Source organism: Pseudomonas sp. (assembly GCF_050739655.1).
Classification (GTDB): domain Bacteria; phylum Pseudomonadota; class Gammaproteobacteria; order Pseudomonadales; family Pseudomonadaceae; genus Aquipseudomonas.
In genome coordinates this window covers 1-19,299 of the sequence record NZ_JBOIBY010000378.1, presented here as the reverse complement: position 1 = coordinate 19,299, position 19,299 = coordinate 1, and the positions used below count along the sequence as shown (strand labels likewise).

The 19,299-nt window shown below is 58.6% G+C and carries 18 protein-coding genes; 7 read left to right on the top strand and 11 right to left on the bottom strand.

All coding sequences use genetic code 11. From position 1 onward, the window contains the following. Positions 1-154 precede the first annotated feature (154 nt). Positions 155-958 (top strand): SirB1 family protein, encoded by an 804-nt coding sequence (locus ACRESJ_RS18530; protein ID WP_431759177.1) that lies wholly within the window; start codon positions 155-157, stop codon positions 956-958. Positions 959-1,091: 133 nt separating this feature from the next. Here the strand turns inward: ACRESJ_RS18530 and maiA are convergent, their stop codons facing one another. From maiA to hmgA, 3 genes are read right to left on the bottom strand one after another with little or no spacing between them, the layout of a single operon-like run. Then, the gene (gene maiA / locus ACRESJ_RS18525; protein ID WP_431759176.1) at positions 1,092-1,727 is read right to left on the bottom strand and encodes a maleylacetoacetate isomerase; all 636 of its coding nucleotides are present in this window, start codon (positions 1,725-1,727) and stop codon (positions 1,092-1,094) included. 12 nt (positions 1,728-1,739) lie between these two features. Continuing rightward, a complete protein-coding gene (fahA, locus tag ACRESJ_RS18520) occupies positions 1,740-3,044 on the bottom strand; it encodes a fumarylacetoacetase (protein ID WP_431759175.1) in 1,305 nt (434 codons plus the stop codon). A gap of 3 nt (positions 3,045-3,047) precedes the next feature. After that, on the bottom strand, positions 3,048-4,352 hold the full coding sequence (hmgA, locus tag ACRESJ_RS18515) for a homogentisate 1,2-dioxygenase (protein WP_431759174.1): 1,305 nt from the start codon (positions 4,350-4,352) through the stop codon (positions 3,048-3,050). A gap of 165 nt (positions 4,353-4,517) precedes the next feature. On the opposite strand from hmgA, the gene ACRESJ_RS18510 reads away from it, so the two are divergent. Continuing rightward, complete coding sequence (locus ACRESJ_RS18510) at positions 4,518-5,306, top strand: IclR family transcriptional regulator (RefSeq protein WP_431759173.1); 789 nt, start codon at positions 4,518-4,520, stop codon at positions 5,304-5,306. Positions 5,307-5,321: 15 nt separating this feature from the next. Here the strand turns inward: ACRESJ_RS18510 and ACRESJ_RS18505 are convergent, their stop codons facing one another. From ACRESJ_RS18505 to ACRESJ_RS18475, 7 genes are all read right to left on the bottom strand, one after another. Further along, the gene (locus ACRESJ_RS18505; protein ID WP_431759172.1) at positions 5,322-7,868 is read right to left on the bottom strand and encodes a LuxR C-terminal-related transcriptional regulator; all 2,547 of its coding nucleotides are present in this window, start codon (positions 7,866-7,868) and stop codon (positions 5,322-5,324) included. Between the two features lie 140 nt (positions 7,869-8,008). Beyond that, the gene (locus tag ACRESJ_RS18500) at positions 8,009-9,379 is read right to left on the bottom strand and encodes a DUF1329 domain-containing protein (RefSeq protein WP_431759171.1); all 1,371 of its coding nucleotides are present in this window, start codon (positions 9,377-9,379) and stop codon (positions 8,009-8,011) included. A gap of 23 nt (positions 9,380-9,402) precedes the next feature. Beyond that, the gene (locus ACRESJ_RS18495) at positions 9,403-11,196 is read right to left on the bottom strand and encodes a DUF1302 domain-containing protein (RefSeq protein ID WP_431759170.1); all 1,794 of its coding nucleotides are present in this window, start codon (positions 11,194-11,196) and stop codon (positions 9,403-9,405) included. A 661-nt stretch (positions 11,197-11,857) separates the two neighbouring features. Further along, positions 11,858-12,769 (bottom strand): SDR family oxidoreductase, encoded by a 912-nt coding sequence (locus ACRESJ_RS18490; RefSeq protein WP_431759169.1) that lies wholly within the window; start codon positions 12,767-12,769, stop codon positions 11,858-11,860. A 127-nt stretch (positions 12,770-12,896) separates the two neighbouring features. Further along, the gene (locus ACRESJ_RS18485) at positions 12,897-13,799 is read right to left on the bottom strand and encodes an alpha/beta fold hydrolase (protein WP_431759168.1); all 903 of its coding nucleotides are present in this window, start codon (positions 13,797-13,799) and stop codon (positions 12,897-12,899) included. After that, complete coding sequence (locus tag ACRESJ_RS18480) at positions 13,799-14,581, bottom strand: class II aldolase/adducin family protein (RefSeq protein ID WP_431759167.1); 783 nt, start codon at positions 14,579-14,581, stop codon at positions 13,799-13,801. Before ACRESJ_RS18480 ends, ACRESJ_RS18485 begins: the two co-directional genes overlap by 1 nt. Before the next feature lie 230 nt (positions 14,582-14,811). After that, complete coding sequence (locus tag ACRESJ_RS18475) at positions 14,812-15,267, bottom strand: flavodoxin (RefSeq protein ID WP_431759166.1); 456 nt, start codon at positions 15,265-15,267, stop codon at positions 14,812-14,814. A gap of 102 nt (positions 15,268-15,369) precedes the next feature. On the opposite strand from ACRESJ_RS18475, the gene ACRESJ_RS18470 reads away from it, so the two are divergent. Then, positions 15,370-15,846 (top strand): PAS domain-containing protein, encoded by a 477-nt coding sequence (locus tag ACRESJ_RS18470; protein WP_431759165.1) that lies wholly within the window; start codon positions 15,370-15,372, stop codon positions 15,844-15,846. 54 nt (positions 15,847-15,900) lie between these two features. Further along, positions 15,901-16,506 carry a hypothetical protein gene (locus tag ACRESJ_RS18465; protein WP_431759164.1) on the top strand — a complete coding sequence of 202 codons (606 nt, stop codon included), beginning with the start codon at positions 15,901-15,903 and terminating at the stop codon, positions 16,504-16,506. A 23-nt stretch (positions 16,507-16,529) separates the two neighbouring features. Here the strand turns inward: ACRESJ_RS18465 and ACRESJ_RS18460 are convergent, their stop codons facing one another. Next, complete coding sequence (locus tag ACRESJ_RS18460; protein WP_431759163.1) at positions 16,530-17,489, bottom strand: MerR family transcriptional regulator; 960 nt, start codon at positions 17,487-17,489, stop codon at positions 16,530-16,532. Positions 17,490-17,761: 272 nt separating this feature from the next. Here ACRESJ_RS18460 and folM point away from each other — a divergent pair, with 272 nt between their 5' ends. From folM to ACRESJ_RS18445, 3 genes are all read left to right on the top strand, one after another. Next, positions 17,762-18,460, top strand: coding sequence for a dihydromonapterin reductase (gene folM, locus ACRESJ_RS18455; protein WP_431759162.1), 699 nt, complete (start codon positions 17,762-17,764; stop codon positions 18,458-18,460). A gap of 94 nt (positions 18,461-18,554) precedes the next feature. Then, entirely contained in the window at positions 18,555-18,851 is a 297-nt protein-coding gene (locus tag ACRESJ_RS18450; protein ID WP_074873820.1) for a DUF1244 domain-containing protein, read from the top strand. Further along, entirely contained in the window at positions 18,844-19,182 is a 339-nt protein-coding gene (locus tag ACRESJ_RS18445) for a HopJ type III effector protein (RefSeq protein WP_431759161.1), read from the top strand. The genes ACRESJ_RS18450 and ACRESJ_RS18445 overlap by 8 nt, the downstream gene beginning before the upstream one ends. Positions 19,183-19,299: the final 117 nt, after the last annotated feature.

Here is a 19,299-nt window from a genome sequence, read left to right as displayed (position 1 = left end):
CGCCAGTATAGGCTTGCGCCCAAAAATTGCAGAAGCGCACAGGAATAAGCGCAGCCACCAAACAGGCTTTCGGAAATAACCTGTATTCGCCCCGGCATGGCACTGGACGAATGCCGGAGAGGGGGCTAAAACGAGACATTGCCCGGAGATTTTGATGACCCCGCGCCAATCGTTTTTCGCCTGTTTGCAACGTTCGCCGCCCGCGCTGTTCGAGGCGGCGCTGTGGATTGCGGTCGAACATGACAGCGAAGTGATGCCGCAAGTGTTGCTGGCCGATTTCCAGGCGTTGCAACAACGGGTCAGCGGCGGTTTGCCGATGTTGCCGGTCAGTGAACTGGCCCAGCCGCTGCTGCGGCGCATGAACGATCTTGGCTTCGCCCAGGACGACTTCACCCCCTTGCGCCCGCAAGTGGCACTGCTCGACAAAGTACTGGAACGTCGACGAGGGCAACCCTTGACGCTGGGGCTGATTGCACTGGAGTTGGCCAAGGGCCTTGAGATTCCCATGGTCGGGGTCAACTTCCCCGGGCATTTCCTGCTGCGGGTGCCGGGCGCCGACCACTTGCTAGATCCCTGCGGCGGTCGTCGCCTCTATCCGAACGATTGCCGGGAATTGTTGCAACGCCAGTACGGTCCGAACGTGAAGCTCAGCGCCGAGCACCTGGAAACCGCCGAACCGGTGCAGATGCTGCAACGGCTGTCGCGCAACCTGCGCCAGTTGTACCTGTCCCACGACGATTTCATCAATGCCTTGATCGACGCCGATCGCGTCCTGGAACTGGGCAACGCCAGTGCCACCGACTACCTGTCCCGGGCCAGCCTGTACCAGCGGCTGGACTGCCCGAACGCCGAGCGTTTCGACCTGGAGCATGCACTGCTGCTCAGCGACGATCCGATCCAGCGGATTCGCCTCACGGAACGACTGGGGCATCTGCCGCCAAACGCCATCGTCCATTGATCGCATACCCCCCTTGTCGGAGCGAGCCTGCTCGCGAAGGCGTTGTGTCATTCAACATTTCTGTTGCCTGACATACCGCTTCGTCGGATCGCCGCCCGGAGCAAGCCCGCTCCTACAGAGACGGTGTGAAGCGTTATGGGGTGTCTGGCTGGTTCGCCGGATGCGCCTTGATGAACGCCGGGTGCGTCGCCGCCAATGCCGCCACTCGCCGGATGCGCGGATAAGCCTCAAGAGGAATATTGAAACGCTCGGCCGCGTACAGCTGCGGGATCAGGTAGACGTCCGCCAACCCGGGCTCGGGGCCGAAGCAGTAACCGTCATCACCAATCAACTGCTCTACCGTGGCCAACCCCTGGCCGATCCAGTGGCCGATCCACTCCACCACCTGCGGTTCGTCGTGGCCCGACTGGCGCAGCCGATTGAGCACGCTGACGTTGTGCAGCGGGTGCACATCGCAGCCGATAACTGCCGCCACGCCGCGCTCATGAGCGCGGGCAGCCAGGTCCCTGGACAGCAGTGGCACCTGTGGATAACGTTCCTCCAGGTATTCGATGATCGCGGGAGACTGGATCAGCAATTCGCCTTCATCGGTGCGCAAGGCCGGCACGCGGCCCTGCGGGTTGATGCCCAGATAAGCCGGCTGCCGATGTTCGCCGCCCTGCGGTGCGATCAGGTTGACTGGCAAGGATTGATAATCCAGGCCCTTGAGCGCCAACGCGATGCGCACCCGGTACGAAGAAGTCGAACGGTAGTAGGTATAGAGTTCCATGCCCCGCTCCTCTCAGCGCGCCGGCAGCACTTTGCCGCGGCATTCACCGAAACCGATGGAAGCGAAACCGTCACGGCTGCAACGGCCGCGCAGGATGATTTCGTCACCGTCCTCAAGGAATTTACGCACCTCGCCCGATGCCAGTTCGATCGGTTTCTTACCACCCTCGGTAATTTCCAGCAGGCTGCCGAACTGACCGTTCTCAGGCCCCGACAACGTGCCCGAACCGAACAGATCACCGGCCTGCAACTGGCAACCATTGACGCTGTGGTGCGCGACCATTTGCGCCACGGTCCAGTACATGTGCCGGGTGTTGCTCAGGGTCAGGCGATGGGCCGGCAGGTTCTGCTCGCGCATGGCCTCGGTGAGCAGCAGTACTTCCAGTTCGATGTCGAACGCGCCAGCGGCCTGATCGCGCTTGTCGAGCAGGTATGGCAGCGGCTGCGGATCGCCTTGCGGACGCGCAGGCTGGGCACGACGGAACGGCTCCAGCGCTTCGGCGGTGACAACCCACGGCGAGATGCTGGTGATGAAGCTTTTCGACAGGAACGGCCCCAGTGGCTGGTATTCCCAAGCCTGGATGTCCCGTGCCGACCAGTCGTTGAGCAGGCAGAAACCGGCGATGTGATCGGCAGCGTCGCCAATGGCGATCGAGTCGCCCATGTCGTTGCCCTGGCCGATCCAGATACCCAGTTCCAGTTCGTAGTCCAGGCGCGCGCAAGGGCCAAAGGTCGGCTCGGTTTGACCAGCCGGCAAGGTCTGGCCTTTCGGACGGCGCACGTCGGTACCGGACGGGCGAATGGTCGACGCACGACCGTGGTAGCCGATTGGCACGTACTTGTAGTTCGGCAGCAACGGGTTGTCCGGGCGGAACAGTTTGCCGACGTTCTGCGCGTGTTCGATACCGACATAGAAGTCGGTGTAATCGTTGATTTTCGCCGGCAGGTGCATCTCGCAATCCGCCGCCAGCGGCAGCAGTTTTGCGCCCTGGGCTTCGATCTTGCCGTGCAGGGTGCTGCCCTCGGCGAACAGTTCCAGCAAACGCTCGCGCAACGCGACGCGAGCCTCGCGGCCCAGTTCGAAGAAGGCATTCAACTGGCCGCCACAGGTGGCCTCGACGGCAGCCTTCGCGGCGCCATCGAACAACCCGGCCTCCAGGGCTGCTTGCAGATCAAAGATATGTTCGCCAATGGCCACGCCACTACGCGGTGCCGAACCGTTGAGGCTGAACACGCCCAGCGGCAGGTTTTGCAACGGGAAATCAGCATGGCCGTTGGCGGATGCAACCCAGCTGCGAGTGATGGAAGTCTGCGTCATGGGTTATCTCCGGGTCGGGTCGAAAGTGGCGGGCAGCGTAGCCCAGCAGGCATCGTAAGTATTTTGCAGTTGCGGGCAATCAAGGGCGAAACGGCTTGGGCGCAACACCTGGCTGGTCTCGAACATGAACGCCATGGTGTTGTCGATTTTCGCCGGGGCCAGCTCGGCATCGATCGCCTTGGTGCAGGTTTCGCCATCCGGACCGTGGGCGCTCATGCAACTGTGCAGGGACGCACCGCCCGGCACGAAACCTTCAGCCTTGGCATCGTAGGCGCCCTGGATCAGGCCCATGTATTCGTTCATCAGGTTGCGGTGGAACCACGGCGGACGGAAGGTTTTCTCGGCCACCATCCAGCGTGGCGGGAAGATCACGAAGTCGAGGTTGGCCAGGCCGTGGACGCTGGTCGGCGAGGTCAGCACGGTGAAGATCGACGGATCGGGGTGATCGAAACTGACGGTACCGATGGTGTTGAAACGGCGCAGGTCATATTTGTACGGCACGTTGTTACCGTGCCAGGCGACAACATTCAGTGGCGAATGATCAAGCTCGCAAGCCCACAACTCTCCCAGGAATTTCTGCACCAAGGTGGTTGGCTGCTGGAGGTTTTCGTAGGCGGCGACCGGGGTCAGGAAGTCCCGTGGATTGGCCAGGCCGTTGCTGCCGATCGGTCCCAGGTCTGGCAGGCGCAGAGGTGCGCCATGGTTCTCGGCGATGTAGCCACGCGCTTGGGCATCAAGCAATTCAACACGGAACTTCAAGCCGCGAGGCAGTACCGCAATTTCCAGCGGCTCCACATCCAGAACACCCAGTTCGGTGGCGATGCGCAGACGCCCTTGTTGCGGCACCACCAGCATTTCGCCGTCGGCATTGAAGAACACTCGCTCCATGGAGCGATTGGCCAAGTAGTTGTAAATGCTGATCCCGGCTGGTTTTTCCGCGCCCGAGTTCGCGGCCATCTTCACCAGGCCATCAATGAAATCGGTCGGCTCGCCAAGAACGTCCAACGGGTTCCAGCGCAGGCGATTGGGGGTCACTTCACCCAACGGCCCACCCGCCAATTGCCGGTCGAGCTTGACGAATGCCGGGTGATTGGCCGATGGCTGGATGCGGTACATCCAGGTACGCCGCGCTTCGCTGCGAACCATGGTGAAAGCGGTGCCGGAGAACAGCTCGGTGTAGAGGCCATAGGGCGCTTTTTGCGGGGAGTTCTGGCCGACCGGAAGAGCACCGGGTAGCGCTTCGCTGCTGAATTCGTTGCCGAAGCCTGACTGATAAGCCAGCTCGCAAGCCTGTAGATCGGGGTTCATGGATCCTCCTGAACAGGGAGTCAACGGTGGTCGATCACTCTGTTGCAGAGCGCGAGACCCGTCGGCGTTGTTTTTATCGTAATTCAATTACGCATAACGTAATTTGATTGGTATTGATCGTCAAGCTATAAAGACGCCCATTCGTCCCGGGATCACAGCACTGCCATGGAAAAACCCACTAGCGACAGCAACGGTAAACAGAAAGTCCGCTCAGCCGAGGTGGGAACCGACATCCTCAAGGCATTGGCCGAGTTGTCCCCTTCCACCTCGCTGTCACGCCTGGCCGAACACGTGCAGATGCCGGCGAGCAAGGTCCACCGTTATCTGCAGGCACTGATCGCCAGCGGCTTTGCCGAACAGAACGCCGCAACCAACCATTACGGCCTGGGCCGCGAAGCCTTGCGTGTGGGGCTTGCGGCACTCAACAGTATGGACGTGCTCAATGTCGCCGCCCTGCCCTTGGCCGAGTTGCGCGATGATCTGAACGAAACCTGCTTTTTGGCGGTGTGGGGCAATCAGGGTGCGACCGTGGTTCGCATAGAGCCCGCGGTACGCGCAGTGACGGTGGTGACGCAATTGGGCTCGGTGCTGCCATTGCTCAGCTCCTCGACGGGCCTGGTTTTTGACGCCTATCTGCCCAAGCGCGAAACCGTGGAGTTGCGCGATCAGGAGTTGCGCGAACATGCCAATCACGCGCTGGCGGATGAAAAGGCTTATAGCGAGACGGGCGAGCAGATCCGCGCGCGCGGCCTACATCACGTGCATGGCTTGCTGATGCCTGGGGTGGACGCCTTGTCGGCGCCGGTGTTGAACGCGATGGGAAATATCGTTGCCGTATTGACGGTCGTCGGTCCGACGTCGCTGTTTCATGCCGATGAAAATGGCCCGGCGGCGCAGCGATTGCTGGCAACGGCGCGGGCCATCAGTTGGCGCATGGGTTATGAATCTCGTTGAGATCCGGCTTGGAAATCAATCAACCAACCCTAATGCTTTTGCCTTGGCAACGGCTTGTGTACGACGTTCCACGCCCAACTTGCTGTGAATCCGCCGAGCATGGGTCTTCACTGTATGCAGCGAAATAAAAAGCAACTCGGCAATCTGTTGATTGGAGTTGCCTTGGGCAATAAGGCCAAGTACCTCCAGCTCTCGCATGCTCAGAGGATTGTCTTCCAGCGCCACTGAAGGTTCATGTTCTTCCTCGCCCAATCGACTAAGCAACGTCGGTTGACGCAGGCGCAGTTCGCACAACGGCTGGTGCAAATGGCAGCGCCTCACCAATTCCAGCCCCGCCTGCAGCGACGATTTTGCCAATGCAGGCTCACCGGTGAGGTCGGCCACCTCACAAATGACCAAGTGCAGCTCCGTCTCCAGCGCCAGCATCCCGTGTCGTTGCGCGTGATCGAGCAGAGTCTTGAGTCGCTCCAGTGGTTGTGTCGCCTGTTGCAGTGCTGTCTCTGCCAGCACCAGCAAGTATTCGATTCGCGCAATCAACTCCACGGTGGCGGGCGGAGCCTGTCGTGCATTTGGTCCGCGATAGTGACGCAGCACACGGGTCAACGCTTCTCGGGTCAATTGCGGGCGCCCCTGTTGCAACCAGAAATGACTGCTGATTTGCAGCAGCGCACTCCGATAAACCGTATCGGGAATTTGCCGCTGCTGCATCAATCGCTCGGCATCACGCAAGCGATCGAACGCATGGGCGTAATCGTGCCGATTGGCCGCTATCTGCGCCTGCCCGAGAAAACCATACAAGGCACGCTTGTCCTGACTGTTCAGACAGTCCTGAAGACCGGACTGGAAGAATTCGGCAGCGGCTTCATCCTGGCCCTGAGACAGCGCCAGCCGCCCTCGTCTCAATGCAATTCGACCCAGCAAAGGTGTCGGGCGATCGGCCTGTCGATTCAACATTTCATGGATATCGGCCAACAGGCTCTCAGCTCGCCGGGGTGCACCACGCTGCTCCAGCAACTGCGCATGATCGAGTTCAAGCAGGCCTTCAAACAGTAGCGAACCTTGCGCACGCGCCAGACAAAGCGCCTCACGATTGAAGGCCTGCGCAGCATCCAGTTCAGCGTTGAGCAGCGCCTGCTGGGTCAATCCCGACAGGCATAACAATCGCGCTGGCCAGGCATCGGGATTCAACTCGGCCAGCGCGTCGATAAAGTGCCCCCGCGCCGCGTCCATGCGCCCAAGCAAATGCAGAAGCCAGCCTTGTTGCGCCTGCCAGCGCGCCAGCAGCTGCCGCTGCTGCGCAGCCGTAGGTTGCGGTGCGAACCGGACCATTTGCTCAATGCACTCGGCAGCCTGGTCGAAGCGCCCGGAAAACAACAACGCCGCAGTGACCAGACCGACCAACTGCGGCGAACCAAGGGTCAACTCTTCACCTTGACGCTCGTGAAGATTCAACAATAAACGGACGTTTTCCCGCCGGAACAAATGCTCAAAGCTGAAGTGATGCAACAGACTGACCGCGACCTCGAATTCCTCGGCCAGCAGCGCTTGTTCGAAAGCGCCCTGCCAATCCTCCTCGGCACAGAACCACTGGCACGCACGTCGATGCCAGGTACGTCCTGCCGACCCGCGTTCGTCCTTCATGGCTCGGGCCAGGGGCACAAAGACACGCAGCCATTCAGAGGAGTCTTCCCAAGGCTCGATAAAACAGCCCATGTCCTGCAAGGACTGTAGCCATTGCGCACCCTCACCGGCACCGAAAAGATGCTCGCACAAGCTGGCGTTGAATCGCGGTAGATGCGCCAGTATTTGCCAGGCTTCTACCAGTTCTGGCGGCAATGTGTTGAACAGTTCGTGCTGCAAATAGTCGAGTAGCGTCGCCGAGCGTTCCTGCTTGTTCTGCTCGGCCGCCCACTGACAGCCATCGAGCAAGGCAATGCGCACACCGGCACACCAACCGCCACTGCGCTGGATAATTCTGCGGGCTGTGTGGACGGCTTGCACGGGCTCGACATAGCCGAGCAATTGCTGGACCTCGCACTCGCTGAACGCCAGCGCGCGCCCCTCACATTCATACAACTCATCATCGAGTAACAGCCGGGGCCAATTGCATTGTGGACGTCGACGCGAAGCCAGCCACCAATTCAACACCGGACTTCTGACAGCCAGTAGACGATCCAGAAAACGGTCGAGTGGAGGATTGGAAACGCGGCAGTAATCATCGATAAACAGCCAGGTCGGCGTCTGTAAACGGGTCAGGTGCTCCAGCAACGATGCCTCATCCTTAGCATCAAGCCCCAGTGCTTGAGCCAGGCGCTGCTCAAATACAGAGACACTCAACGACTCCCCTGCCATCGGCAACCAACACACCCGACTACCCGCTGGCGCACGTACCAGGCACTCGGTGAGTAGCGCACTCTTGCCACTTCCGGCCGGTGCACAGAGCAATTTCACTCGCGCCGTCGATGCCAGCAATGGCTCGACCAAACGTTCTCGAGACAGATGATGGGATGACAAGCGAGGCAGAAATCCAGGACGGTCCAGACACAACGTCATGGCAGTCATAGTGGTGCGCCTTTTTATAGTTGTGGCGCCACCCTAGCCCCCTCTCGAGCGCTTATTGAAGAAGTATTCAGCACACTGATTGGCAGCCATAAAAAAGGTGACTGCGAAGTCACCTTTTTGTGCAAAAGCCTGTAAGAAAACTACCTCACACCCGTACTCCTTAAAGCCGCCGGCGTGTAATCCCCGGCTTTTGCCGCGATGTTGAATTCGAAGCTGCGCTTCTCCTCGTTCTTCATGCCCAGGGCAATGTAGCGACCGGCAATCAGGTCGTACAACGCCTCGACGGTGTAAGCCGGAACCTGATGATCGTAGTAGAACTGTGCATGCCCTTCGGCCACGCGCCAAAGCTGGCCACGACCGTCGTAATGATCGGCGAGTGCCACTTGCCAGGTGTCTTCATCGATATACATGTGGCGCTTGGCGTACACATGCCGCTCGTTAGGCTTGACGGTCGCCACCACCTCCCACACCCGGTGCAACTCATAGCGGGTCAGGTCCTGATTGATATGCCCGGCCTTGATCACATCGGTGTACTTCAGGTCAGGGGAATCGAGTTTGTAGCTGTTGTACGGGATGTACATTTCTTTCTTGCCGACCAGCTTCCAGTCGTAGCGATCCGGCGCTCCGGAAAACATGTCGAAGTTGTCGGTGGTACGCAATCCGTCGGACGAGGTGCCCACACCGTCATAGGCCACCTGCGGAGCGCGTCGCACACGGCGCTGGCCGGCGTTGTAGATCCACGCCTTGCGCGGTTCCTGGACCTGATCGAGCGTCTCATGAACCAGCAACACGTTGCCCGCCAGCCGAGCCGGAGCGGTCACCTCCTGTTTGAAATAGTTGAGCACGTTTTCATCGCTGCCCGGTTTCAAATCACCCAGTAGCGACGGCACAGCCACCTCATCCTTGAAGCGGATGACGGTGAAATCACCGTTGGATTGGGGCGTTGCCTGGGTAATGGTGCGCCGCAAGTTGCCGCCGTGATAACGGGTGATGTGGTTCCAGATCACCTCGACACCGTTCTTGGGAATCGGAAAGGCGTAGTAACGATTGCCGGTGAAGTTCGCCAGACCGTTGCCATCGTTGGTCGGCGTAACGTTCAATGCGCTGCGCTTGGCCGCCTCGTAGACTTCCGGTGGAAGTGCAGCGGTGCGATGGCTCGGGTAGACCGGGATTTTGTAGGTTTCAGGGTAACGCTTGAACATTGCTATCTGCCCGTCGGAGAGCTTGTCCTTGTACTTGTCGACTGTTGCAGCGGTGATGATGAACAGCGGCTTTTCATTGGCGAACGGATCGGCCAGGAACCCCTTGCTGTCCACGGCCCCGGCATTTTTCGGGATACCACCGGTCCACGCCGGAATCGAGCCGTCGGCATTGCCAGCTTTTTCACCGCCCAGCGGAGTGAGAGTGGTTCCGAGCTTGTTGGCTTCTTCCGCCGAGACCGCCGCCATCACGTTGATAGCCAGCAGACTCATCGCCAGGGCGGAACCGAATTGCAGAATCATCTTGCGCATGGATTTCATCCTTTTCAGCCAGATCAGAAGTTCACGCCAAAGCTCAACGCCACGAAGTCGCGGTCCTCGAGCGTGTTGTAGTCTCCACCGAAGAAGTCGGTGTAACTGAGGCTTGCGGTGTAGGTGTTGCGATAGTCCGCATCGACACCCAGGCTGACGGCCTTGGCGCCTTCGTTGAACAGACCATTGGGGCCATAGCCGGCGACGTCGTGGGACCACGACAGGTTCGGTCTGAAGTTGATCCCGGCGATGAGGTTGTTGTAATCGAGGATCGCCCGGGTGCGATAACCCCATGAGGTCGAAGTCACGAAACCATCTGTGTCACCACCGAAACCATACTGGCCGTACACCGAGTCACGGCCATAGCGCAGCTTGCTGCGCGACTCCAGCCCACCGACCCGTACCACCGCCGCCTCGCCCACGAGGGTCAGGCGATCGGCACCAGCGATCTGATCGATGAAGTGCGTCAGGGTGCTCTGGACTTGAGTGACTTCCTTGCGGCGATAGCCTTTGTTGTCGCCGCCTGGTGAAGTGGCAATCGGCGATGCTGCGCCACCGGCAATAGGGTTGAGCATCGCCAGCGTCAGATCGTTGCTGTTGACCTGCACCGGAGCGTTGGGGCGATAGCTGATCTCGCCGGTCCAGGCCGTACCGGTAGGTAGCGTGGTGGAGAAACTCGCGCCGTAGAGGCGAATGTCTTCCGGGTATTCGAGGTAGTACTGACCACGACCGAGCATCACGCTTTGCGCGAGCCCCGAACCACTGCCAGGGGCGATACGGTTGGCCGCTGCTACGATTCGCGGAATGGTCGCCAGCGTAGAGAGGCCGGCCGTTGTGGTCCCGACATTCGGCGTGCGGCTGTGGTAATTCATGAAGTACAAACCGTACTCGGTGTCATCACCCAGCCAGCGCAGCGCGGTGCCCCATTGCCCCGAATCACGGGCATCACGATCACCGCCACGGGGCACGACCACGCCCTCGCTGGTGACTTCGAAACCCTGGCCGAATGCGGCGGCAACAGGCTGCAACGGTGCGATGGCCGGGCTGGCGACCGTGTAGTTGTTGTCGCAGCCGTCAGCCACCACGTCATTACCAAAGAAGGTGCCGCAGTTGTCGACGACCGTCTGGTCCCATTCCAGTTGATAGAAGCCCTCGACCGTCAACTTGTCCGTCAGGCCCTGGGACGCGAAGAGCATGTTGACCGGAATCAGCCCTTCCTTGATCTCGGCACCTGGACGTCGAAAAGCGGAAACGTCGACCGGGTTGATGCTGTTGATCGAGTTGCCAATGAACGTACTTTCACCCCAGCTGACCACCTGTTTACCGGCACGCACCGTGCCCGGCAGATCAGCGATGGAATAGTTGTGATAGACGAAGGCGTCGAGAATCTGTCCGCCGGAGGACTTGGCGCCCTCTTTGCGGTTGTGATCACTGATTTGCTTGAACGGCCGGTCTTCGTCCTTCAACTCGAAGTCATACCAGTACTTGCCACGGACGAACACGCCGGTGTCGCCGTACTTCAATTCGAGGTCGTGAATACCCTTGAAGATCTTCGAGAAGGTTTCGCCTTTCTTGAAGTTCTGACGCCCGTCGTCACCGGTCGAAGACTGCCCGCTGCCGCCATTGACGATACCCACCAGCGAGTCATCCGCGTCACGCATGCCCCAGCTCGCGCCGACCGATAGCGAAGAGTCGAATGTGCCCTCGATCTCCCCAATGTTGAAAGAAACAGCCTGCGCGTGGGCACAGCAGCCCAAGGCAACCGCAGCGGCCAGCGCCTGCGGCGTGAAGATGGCGCGCATTGTTGTTTTTGTCATGCGTCTTCCCCGGTGAGTGACAGAAGGCGTCACCCTACTGCCGCCGTCAGGGAGCGATAAGCGCACCAAGGAGGTATTTGAGTTGTACCTCTAAAGGATGATCGAGCGTTTGGACCGAGGTTTTGCGCTGGTTATGGATGACCCCGATAGCGAGCCATCAGCAGAACACATGAGCTCCACATCACACTGTCTGTAACAATTACGAGCGACTTTTCTGACAGCTGCTACAGTGAAGGCGCGCTCGGGAAATCCCGACTATTACCTGCCCTGTAATAGTGCATGTCAGGAATCGCTGTTTTTCCGCGGACAGCAAAGCCTTACCCTGACACCGCTTTCACGAGACTCTGAAAGCCACCGAGCGCCCGGCGAACCACCGTCGCCGTCAGCAACAGATTTCAGGTGATTTGAATTTTCGAGTCATCGCCCCGTGTACACCGACGTTGATTTGTAGCTCCTGGATCCAACGTCTTGCTTTGGCCGCTGCGTTTGCAGCGGCCTTTTTTATGGGCGGGATTTTGTGACGAAGACACAGACAGGCGGGACCGAATTGCTCGGCTGGTGTTCGGTTTGCGGTGTCATGGATGGGAAACGACAGCGAATCTGACGGTGCTGGTGCGTTCAAACAGCCACCGATCGTCGGTGGCTGTTTGAAGTCAGTGTTTCAGAGGGAATACTTCTGCAAATTCCCCATCATCTCCTTCAGCGCCTCAATGTTGTCCTTCGGATGCGCTGCCCCTTCGAAATCACAAATCTGCTGCCAGTGCGTTGCCACGTCTTCCGGTGAGAATCCCGCCCGTGGGTCGAAGCCGACGCCGAGGCTGCGTTCCCAGCGTACTTTGCCCATCCAGCCGCCACCGACTTCGAACAAACCGGAGGTTTCCTGGCAGTTTTCGCTGGCCAGGTACACCACCAACGGGCTGACCAGTTCCGGTTTGAGTTGCTCGAATACTTGCGGCGGAATCAGGCCTTCGGTCATGCGGGTGCCGCCAGTAGGGGCGATGGCGTTGACCAGGATGTTGTTCTTGCGGCCTTCGATGGCCAGGGTGCGGGTCAGGCCATAGAGGCCGAGCTTGGCCATGCCATAGTTGGATTGGCCGAAGTTGCCGTAGATGCCCGAGGTCGAGGCAGTGAAGATCACCCGACCATAGTTTTGTTCGCGCATGTGCGGCCAGGCAGCCCGGGTCACTTTGTAGGCGCCTTCGACGTGGACGCGGTAAACCACGTCCCAGTCAGCGTCGTCCATCTTGTGGAAGGTCTTGTCGCGCAGGATCCCGGCGTTGTTGACCACCACATCGACGCGCCCAAAAGCATCGAGGGCGTGCTGAACCAGTTTGTCACCGTCGGTAACCGAGTCATGGTTGGCCACGGCCGTGCCGCCGGCCTCGCGAATTTCCGCTACCACACGGTCGGCTGCCGAGGCATTGGCGCCTTCACCCTGGGTCGAGCCACCTAGATCGTTGACCAGTACTTTGGCGCCCTGTTTGGCGAACAACAGCGCATGCGCCCGTCCCAGGCCGCCCCCTGCACCAGTGATGATCACGACTTTATCTTCGAAGCGCACAGACTCATTCATGCGGGGGAACTCCAACAGGACAGGGACATTGTCCTTGGAGTGTCAGGCACGGCGCTGCGGGTCACAATGAACCCCGTGGAGGCTGAATGGTGTGCAATAAGGCCAAGGGATGATTAGCCCCCAGCCCTCAAGAGCAGGCCGCTTTAAGCGGCGGTAAAGCCAAACCATCGCGAAACGCCAGGTAATGCTTGAGTACCTGGCAAGGCGCCTCGATCTGCGGGTAGTGACCAATATCGGTCAACAGCACCGTGTCCGGGTTGGGAATCAGTTCGCGATAGCGCGAGACCATGTGCGCCCCGGAGATCGGATCGACTTCACCATCAATCACCCGCAGCGGCACGTCACCACGCTGCATCGCACTCACCCAGCGATCGCGCTGTACTCGCCGCTCGGGGATGTACGTGATCAATTTGTGCAGGATCCGAGGCCCGTGGTTGCTCTCGATCAGGCTCCAGAAATCATCTATCACGCTTTCGCTGGGTCGGGTTTTCGGGCCGAAGATCTGTCGGAAGCTTTTCACCAGTCCATCACGACTAAACGCACGGCCGATCATCCAGCCCAGGGGGCTGAGCAGCAGTTTTTGCATCAGCACCGGGCGATGGGTTTCCGGAAACAAGCCGCCATTGAGGAACACGCAGCTGGCGATACGGATGTGCGACTCGTAATGCCGGGCCAGCAGTTCCTGGGCCACGCTGTCGCCATAGTCGTGGGCCAGCAGATGCACAGGCTCCACCACATTCAAGTGAGCCAGCAGCGCCTGTTGCAGGTCCGCTTGCTCCAGCAGGCTGTACTCATGGTCTACGGGCTTGGCCGAATCGCCAAAACCAAGCATGTCACAGGCAATCACCCGATAGCGATGAACCAGTGGTTGCCACAGGTAGTGCCAGTCCCAACTGGCGCTGGGGAAGCCATGAATGAGCAGTAACGGCTCACCCTGCCCCGCCGTCCAGTAACGGATGGTCTGGCCACGGAAGATGATTGTCCGGCTGCGCTTTCGCCAGACCGACAGGGGAATTTCGGCGAGTGCCATCAGAGTTTATACCCCGGGTCCTGTTTATCGAGTTTGCGCAGTAACGCCGGCCAGGCCAGCGCTCCGCCCATTCCTTGAGCACTTCGGGTAACTCCGGCGATCATCGCCTTGGCACCTGCCAGAATCTGCGGCTCGATGGCAATCAGTTCGGCGCCACCGTTCTGCGCCATGACCTGAATGTCGCAGGCGCGCTGAAAGGTAAACATCATCAGAAAGGTATCGGCGATGCTGGCGCCACAGGTCAGCAGGCCATGATTGTGCAGCATCAGGAAGTTGTTTTCGCCGAGGTCGGCCTGCAATCGCGCTTTCTCTTCGTGGTTGAGCGCGACGCCTTCATAGGCGTGATACGCCAGGCTCGACAGCACAAACAACGACTGTTGGCTGATGGGCAAAATCCCTTGTTTCTGCGCCGAAACCGCAACGCCCGACGCCGTGTGGGTGTGCAACACGCAGACGACATCGTGGCGGACTTCATGCACGGCACTGTGGATGGTGTATCCGGCCGGATTGATCTCGTAGGGGCTGTCCATCAGTTTGTTACCGGCCTGATCGACCTTGACCAGGCTCGAGGCGGTGATCTCATGAAACATCAGCCCGTACGGGTTGATCAGGAAGTCTTCAGTGCCAGGCACTTTGGCGGAGATGTGGGTGAAGATCAGATCATCCCAGCCGTGTTGGGCTACCAGGCGGTAGCAGGCTGCAAGGTCGACACGGGTCTGCCATTCGGCAGGGCTGACCAGGTCTTTGACACTGTGTGGCGATTGGAAAGGGGCTACGCTCACGGCAAGGAACCTCGGTTTTTATTATGGAGTGTTTCCAATGACTACCGAGTCTAGTCAGCCTCCAAGGTTCCCGTAGTTGCATTGGCAGCCAGCTTGATGGCCGAACGAGTCAGTGATGCAAAGAGTTTGGATCCCTGTCAAAGGACCGCCGCCAAGGATGCGAGGCGTGCGCATTCAGCCGCCTCGTCAGAACCGTGACGCAGGTTGAAATCAGGCGTTGAGCCATTCCCTCAACCGCGCAGAGCTTCGGCCAGTTCGGCCAGCCACGGCTCGGCATCCGTTTCCGGTGTCACACTTTCACTGGCGTCCAGACGCAGCATCGGCAGGACTTCGCGAAGCCCCAACTCACCGAACAACTCGCGCATCAATTCGCCACCGCCGCAAAAGGTATCGCCGTAGCTTGCATCACCCAGTCCGATCACGGCGCCGGGCAAGCCACGCCAGGCAACAGGCAATTGGTCGCGAATCGAGAAATACAGCGGCTGCAGATTGTCCGGCAATTCGCCCATGCCGGTGGTTGAGGTCACGGCCAGGAAGGCTTGGGGCTCGAAGGCTTGAATATCAGCAAGGCTTGCTCGGGAGTTATGCAAGGTGTCGAAACCGGCGGTTTTCAATATGTTCGCGGCGTGACGGGCGACCTCTTCAGCCGTGCCGTACACCGAGCCGGAAATGATGGCGACTTTCATCAATCTGATCCTGAACCTGAGTGAAAGACCGGGATATTAACAGCACAGTCTTCTTTGTTCTTTTAGAATGCCGCAGACAACCAACAAGGAAGGGTTTTACCGATGATCAACGCAAAACTGCTGCAGCTGGCTATCAATGCCTCCAACGACGGCATCGTGATTGCCGAGAAGGAAGGCGATCAAGACAAGATCCTGATTTACGTCAACCCGGCATTTGAACGCCTCACTGGTTACACCAGCGAAGAAATCCTCTACCAGGACTGCCGTTTTCTTCAGTCCGGAGACCGCGATCAACAAGCCCTTGGGCTGATCCGCAAAGCGTTGAGCGAGGAAGGCTCCTGCCGGGAAATCCTCCGGAACTATCGCAAGGACGGCACCCCGTTCTGGAACGAGCTGTCTCTTTCCACAGTGAAAAATCCGAATGACGGTCAGGTTTATTTCATCGGCGTCCAGAAAGACGTGACGGTACAGGTGAAGGCGCAGCAGCGGGTTGTGCAGCTTGAAGCGCAGTTGGCGGAACTTCAGGCTGAGCTTGCCGCGCTCAAGGCGACGAACGGCGCAAACAAATCTGTGAATTAATTGTCATTAACTACAATCACCATTGGCTCTGTAACTTAATCTTTCGAGTTTGTTATGCAACGCGACGCGCTCCTGACACAGGATGAGCTGGATTTCATCCAGACCATGCAACACAACCCGCAACTCAATGTGCGGGATGCGACGTCGAGTCTGCTCGTCAACGGTGGATCGCAGATCCGTGACCTGCTCACGCGCCTTGCCGCACATGAGCAGGTCACCATTCAAGCCAATTTCGAAAACCAGCAAATGACCTTCCCCCTGCACCTGGTGGAAGACGAATTTCATGCGATGCATTTGCGTCTGGGCGTCCCCAGCATTTATGAAGACGGCCCTCTGGTGCGACCTTGGCGACTGGTCCTGGACGAACCGGTAGCGCTGGAAAATGCCAAAGGGCAGCCCGGCACAATGTGGGTGCATGAAGTGTCGTTCAAGGGTGTATTACTGGAAGTTCGCAACAAGACCAAACCGCCGAAGCATTTTGCCCTGTGGTTCAGCCCCTCAGGCTATGAGCGAATCGCTTTGCGTGGCACCTTCGAGAAAGAAACCGAGCAAGGCTTCTACGCCTATCAGTTGAGCCAGGATGACAAGGACGAAACCGAGCGCCTGCGCCAGTACATCCTGCAGCAGCATCGGTTGACCCATCCCGCTATGCATCTCTGACTCCCGCTTTGTACCTCTGAATTTCAGGTATCCAGTCCGCCCGCCAGGAATTGTTTCAGGCGCTGGCGCATTACCGTTCCCTCGTTACCCAAACATCCGATCGACGATCCGGCCAGGCTTTCCTGCGCCAGATCCGACGCATCGCCGGCCAACAGCACGGGACAATCCAGGCTCATCGCCAATCGGTTCAATCGCCGCGGCAGTTCGGGAGCCGGTACGTGGTTGGAAAAAAGCACCAGCGCCACAGGCTTGATTCGTTCGCAAACCAACGTCAATTCATCGAACGGCTGGCCAATGGTCAGTATGCGCACGCCTGTCTGCTCGTTGCTCAGGAACAATGCAGCAATCAGCAACTCAAGCTCCCGGCATTGACCCGCCAAAGCACTGACGATGACTCGCCTTGGTTGTTTTCCGCGGATCAGCAGCAGGCGCTGTAAAACCCTCGCGCGCAAGAAGCCGTCGAAGAACTGCCACTCGCTGGTCCGTCCAAACGTGTCCTGGCGCTGCAACAGTTGCTTCCAGAGCGGAAGAAGGATGTCCTGAAACACTACTGACTGGGAGTAACTGGAAAAAATCTGTCCGTAGACCTGATCCAGCTGAATATCGTCAAAAGCACTCACCGCCGCACCGACCTGTTGCTGCCATTGCGCATAGTCGGCCTGTACGAGGTCATTGGGGATGATGTGTGACAACGCCTGAAGCGGCGCTGCCTTGGCCAGTATCTTGCCGATCTTGCTGACGGCTACGCCACGCTCGATCCAGTCGAGGATGCTGCGCACACGCCCAACATCAGCCATCGAATACAGACGATGCCCGCTTTCGGTGCGCGTCGGCACGATCAAACCGTATCGTCGCTCCCAGGCACGAAGGGTGACCGGGTTGACGCCGGTCAGGCGCGCGACCTCACGAATAGGAAAGAGCTCTGCTTGTTCAAGGGAGAGCGAATCCGACACACCAGTAGCAACGTCAGTAAGGACAGGCATCTGGAGTTCCATTTCCATGTGTTGTTTGGATCCTATTCTACTCCTCATGCCCCATCACCATTCAACCCACTAGCGGATGACGCTGCCTAAAAACCGCTAGATAAAACAGGAACAATCCTCGCCTGTCCAAGGTTCAGGCCACTACCCCGGCTTCTGGCAATGCTCCTGCCCGGATCACTGCGGGCGGGAGAAGGTAGCCGCTGGCGAGAAGACTTCAGTTATGCTGCATGCAATAGCCCGTGCATAGACCTACTGAAGCTGATCGTACATCTATGAATAGTCCAATACTTGTTACCGGTACCAGCAAACGCGTCGGCCTCCAACTTGCCACCACACTGGCAGAGGCCGGCAACACCGTTATATGCGTCAGCCGCTCCAGCAATCTTGAAACACCCCACCCAAACATGTTGCCCTTCCAGGCAGACCTGGAACTTCAGAGCGATCGCGAAGCGTTGATCGCCTATATCAAAAGCAACTTTGACAGCTTGCGTGCCGTGATCCACAACGCCTCGTTATGGCTTGACGATGGTCTGGAGAATCTGAACACCATGTTCAAACTCCATGTCGAAGCGCCCTATCACTTGAATCTTGAACTGGCCGAGCATCTGCAGCGACTGGAAAGATCCGACATCATCCATATCTGCGACGAAACCTCATCCCGGGGCAGCAAAAGCCACATTGGATACGCGGCCACCAAATCGGCACTGCAAAACATGGTGTTGTCTTTTGCAGAGAAGTACGCACCCACGATCAGGGTCAACGCCATCCTTCCCGGCTTGCTGATCCTCAAGGAAAACAGCACGCAGGAATACTCCCAACGAACCTTGAAGAAAGCCCTTCTCGAATTCGAACCCGGCGCACAACCGTTGATCGATGCCGTTTTGTTTTTACTCAACACCGACTACAGCACTGGAACCAGCGTCGTCATCAATGGCGGACGTCACATCAAGAAAGGAATCGTTAGTGATTGATCGATATTCGGTGAATATCCATACCGACGCCGATCCCGCACTTTTACAACCGTCCCTTTAAACTACTTTACGCATAGCGTCCCAGAGACAGACCATGAACGATCAACAACGCCTGGAACTCGAAGCGGCTGCCTTCCGCCGGCTCGTAGCGCACCTGGACAGCCGCAAGGATGTACAGAACATCGACCTGATGAACCTCTCGGGTTTTTGCCGCAACTGTCTGTCGAAGTGGTACAAGGCCGCTGCCGATGAACGCCAGATCGAAGTCAGCCTCGATGAAGCCCGCGAAGTGGTTTACGGCATGCCGTACGCCGAGTGGAAAGCCCAATATCAGCAAGAAGCCAACGCCGAACAACAGGCGGCGTTCGCCAAAGGAAAACCCAATGAGTGATTTGAACACCCTGCGCGCCAGCCTCAACAGTGGCGAACACGCCTTCGCCGACACCCTGGCGTTCATTGCCGCGGGCTACGACTACCAACCTCAGGCCTTCAACAATGGTGGCGTGGAAAACGCTGCCGGACAGAACGAAGGTTCGTGCAAGACGCTGGGCCTGGCACTGCTGGAAGGTTTGAGCGATGAAGAAGCGCTGCTGGCATTCGGCGAGCATTACCGCTCAGTGGTTGCAACGCCTGAAGGCAGCGATCACGGCAACATCCGCGCGTTGATGGCCCATGGCCTGGCAGGCGTTAAGTTCGCACAGCAGCCACTGACTCGCCGCTGATTCAACCCTGCGCCTGAACCTGAACCCTGTGGGAGCGAGCCTGCTCGCGATGAACGCTGGAACACCGCGGGGTTCAGGTAGCCAACGTTATCGTTGACCACCATCGCGAGCAGGCTC

Excerpts from the sequence above, each read along its gene's own strand:
- ACRESJ_RS18530 (WP_431759177.1), top strand. The coding sequence starts at position 155 with ATGACCCCGCGCCAATCGTTTTTCGCCTGTTTGCAACGTTCGCCGCCC.
- maiA (WP_431759176.1), bottom strand. The coding sequence starts at position 1,727 with ATGGAACTCTATACCTACTACCGTTCGACTTCTTCGTACCGGGTGCGC.
- fahA (WP_431759175.1), bottom strand. The coding sequence starts at position 3,044 with ATGACGCAGACTTCCATCACTCGCAGCTGGGTTGCATCCGCCAACGGC.
- hmgA (WP_431759174.1), bottom strand. The coding sequence starts at position 4,352 with ATGAACCCCGATCTACAGGCTTGCGAGCTGGCTTATCAGTCAGGCTTC.
- ACRESJ_RS18510 (WP_431759173.1), top strand. The coding sequence starts at position 4,518 with ATGGAAAAACCCACTAGCGACAGCAACGGTAAACAGAAAGTCCGCTCA.
- ACRESJ_RS18505 (WP_431759172.1), bottom strand. The coding sequence starts at position 7,868 with ATGACTGCCATGACGTTGTGTCTGGACCGTCCTGGATTTCTGCCTCGC.
- ACRESJ_RS18500 (WP_431759171.1), bottom strand. The coding sequence starts at position 9,379 with ATGCGCAAGATGATTCTGCAATTCGGTTCCGCCCTGGCGATGAGTCTG.
- ACRESJ_RS18495 (WP_431759170.1), bottom strand. The coding sequence starts at position 11,196 with ATGACAAAAACAACAATGCGCGCCATCTTCACGCCGCAGGCGCTGGCC.
- ACRESJ_RS18490 (WP_431759169.1), bottom strand. The coding sequence starts at position 12,769 with ATGAATGAGTCTGTGCGCTTCGAAGATAAAGTCGTGATCATCACTGGT.
- ACRESJ_RS18485 (WP_431759168.1), bottom strand. The coding sequence starts at position 13,799 with ATGGCACTCGCCGAAATTCCCCTGTCGGTCTGGCGAAAGCGCAGCCGG.
- ACRESJ_RS18475 (WP_431759166.1), bottom strand. The coding sequence starts at position 15,267 with ATGAAAGTCGCCATCATTTCCGGCTCGGTGTACGGCACGGCTGAAGAG.
- ACRESJ_RS18470 (WP_431759165.1), top strand. The coding sequence starts at position 15,370 with ATGATCAACGCAAAACTGCTGCAGCTGGCTATCAATGCCTCCAACGAC.
- ACRESJ_RS18465 (WP_431759164.1), top strand. The coding sequence starts at position 15,901 with ATGCAACGCGACGCGCTCCTGACACAGGATGAGCTGGATTTCATCCAG.
- ACRESJ_RS18460 (WP_431759163.1), bottom strand. The coding sequence starts at position 17,489 with ATGCCTGTCCTTACTGACGTTGCTACTGGTGTGTCGGATTCGCTCTCC.
- folM (WP_431759162.1), top strand. The coding sequence starts at position 17,762 with ATGAATAGTCCAATACTTGTTACCGGTACCAGCAAACGCGTCGGCCTC.
- ACRESJ_RS18450 (WP_074873820.1), top strand. The coding sequence starts at position 18,555 with ATGAACGATCAACAACGCCTGGAACTCGAAGCGGCTGCCTTCCGCCGG.
- ACRESJ_RS18445 (WP_431759161.1), top strand. The coding sequence starts at position 18,844 with ATGAGTGATTTGAACACCCTGCGCGCCAGCCTCAACAGTGGCGAACAC.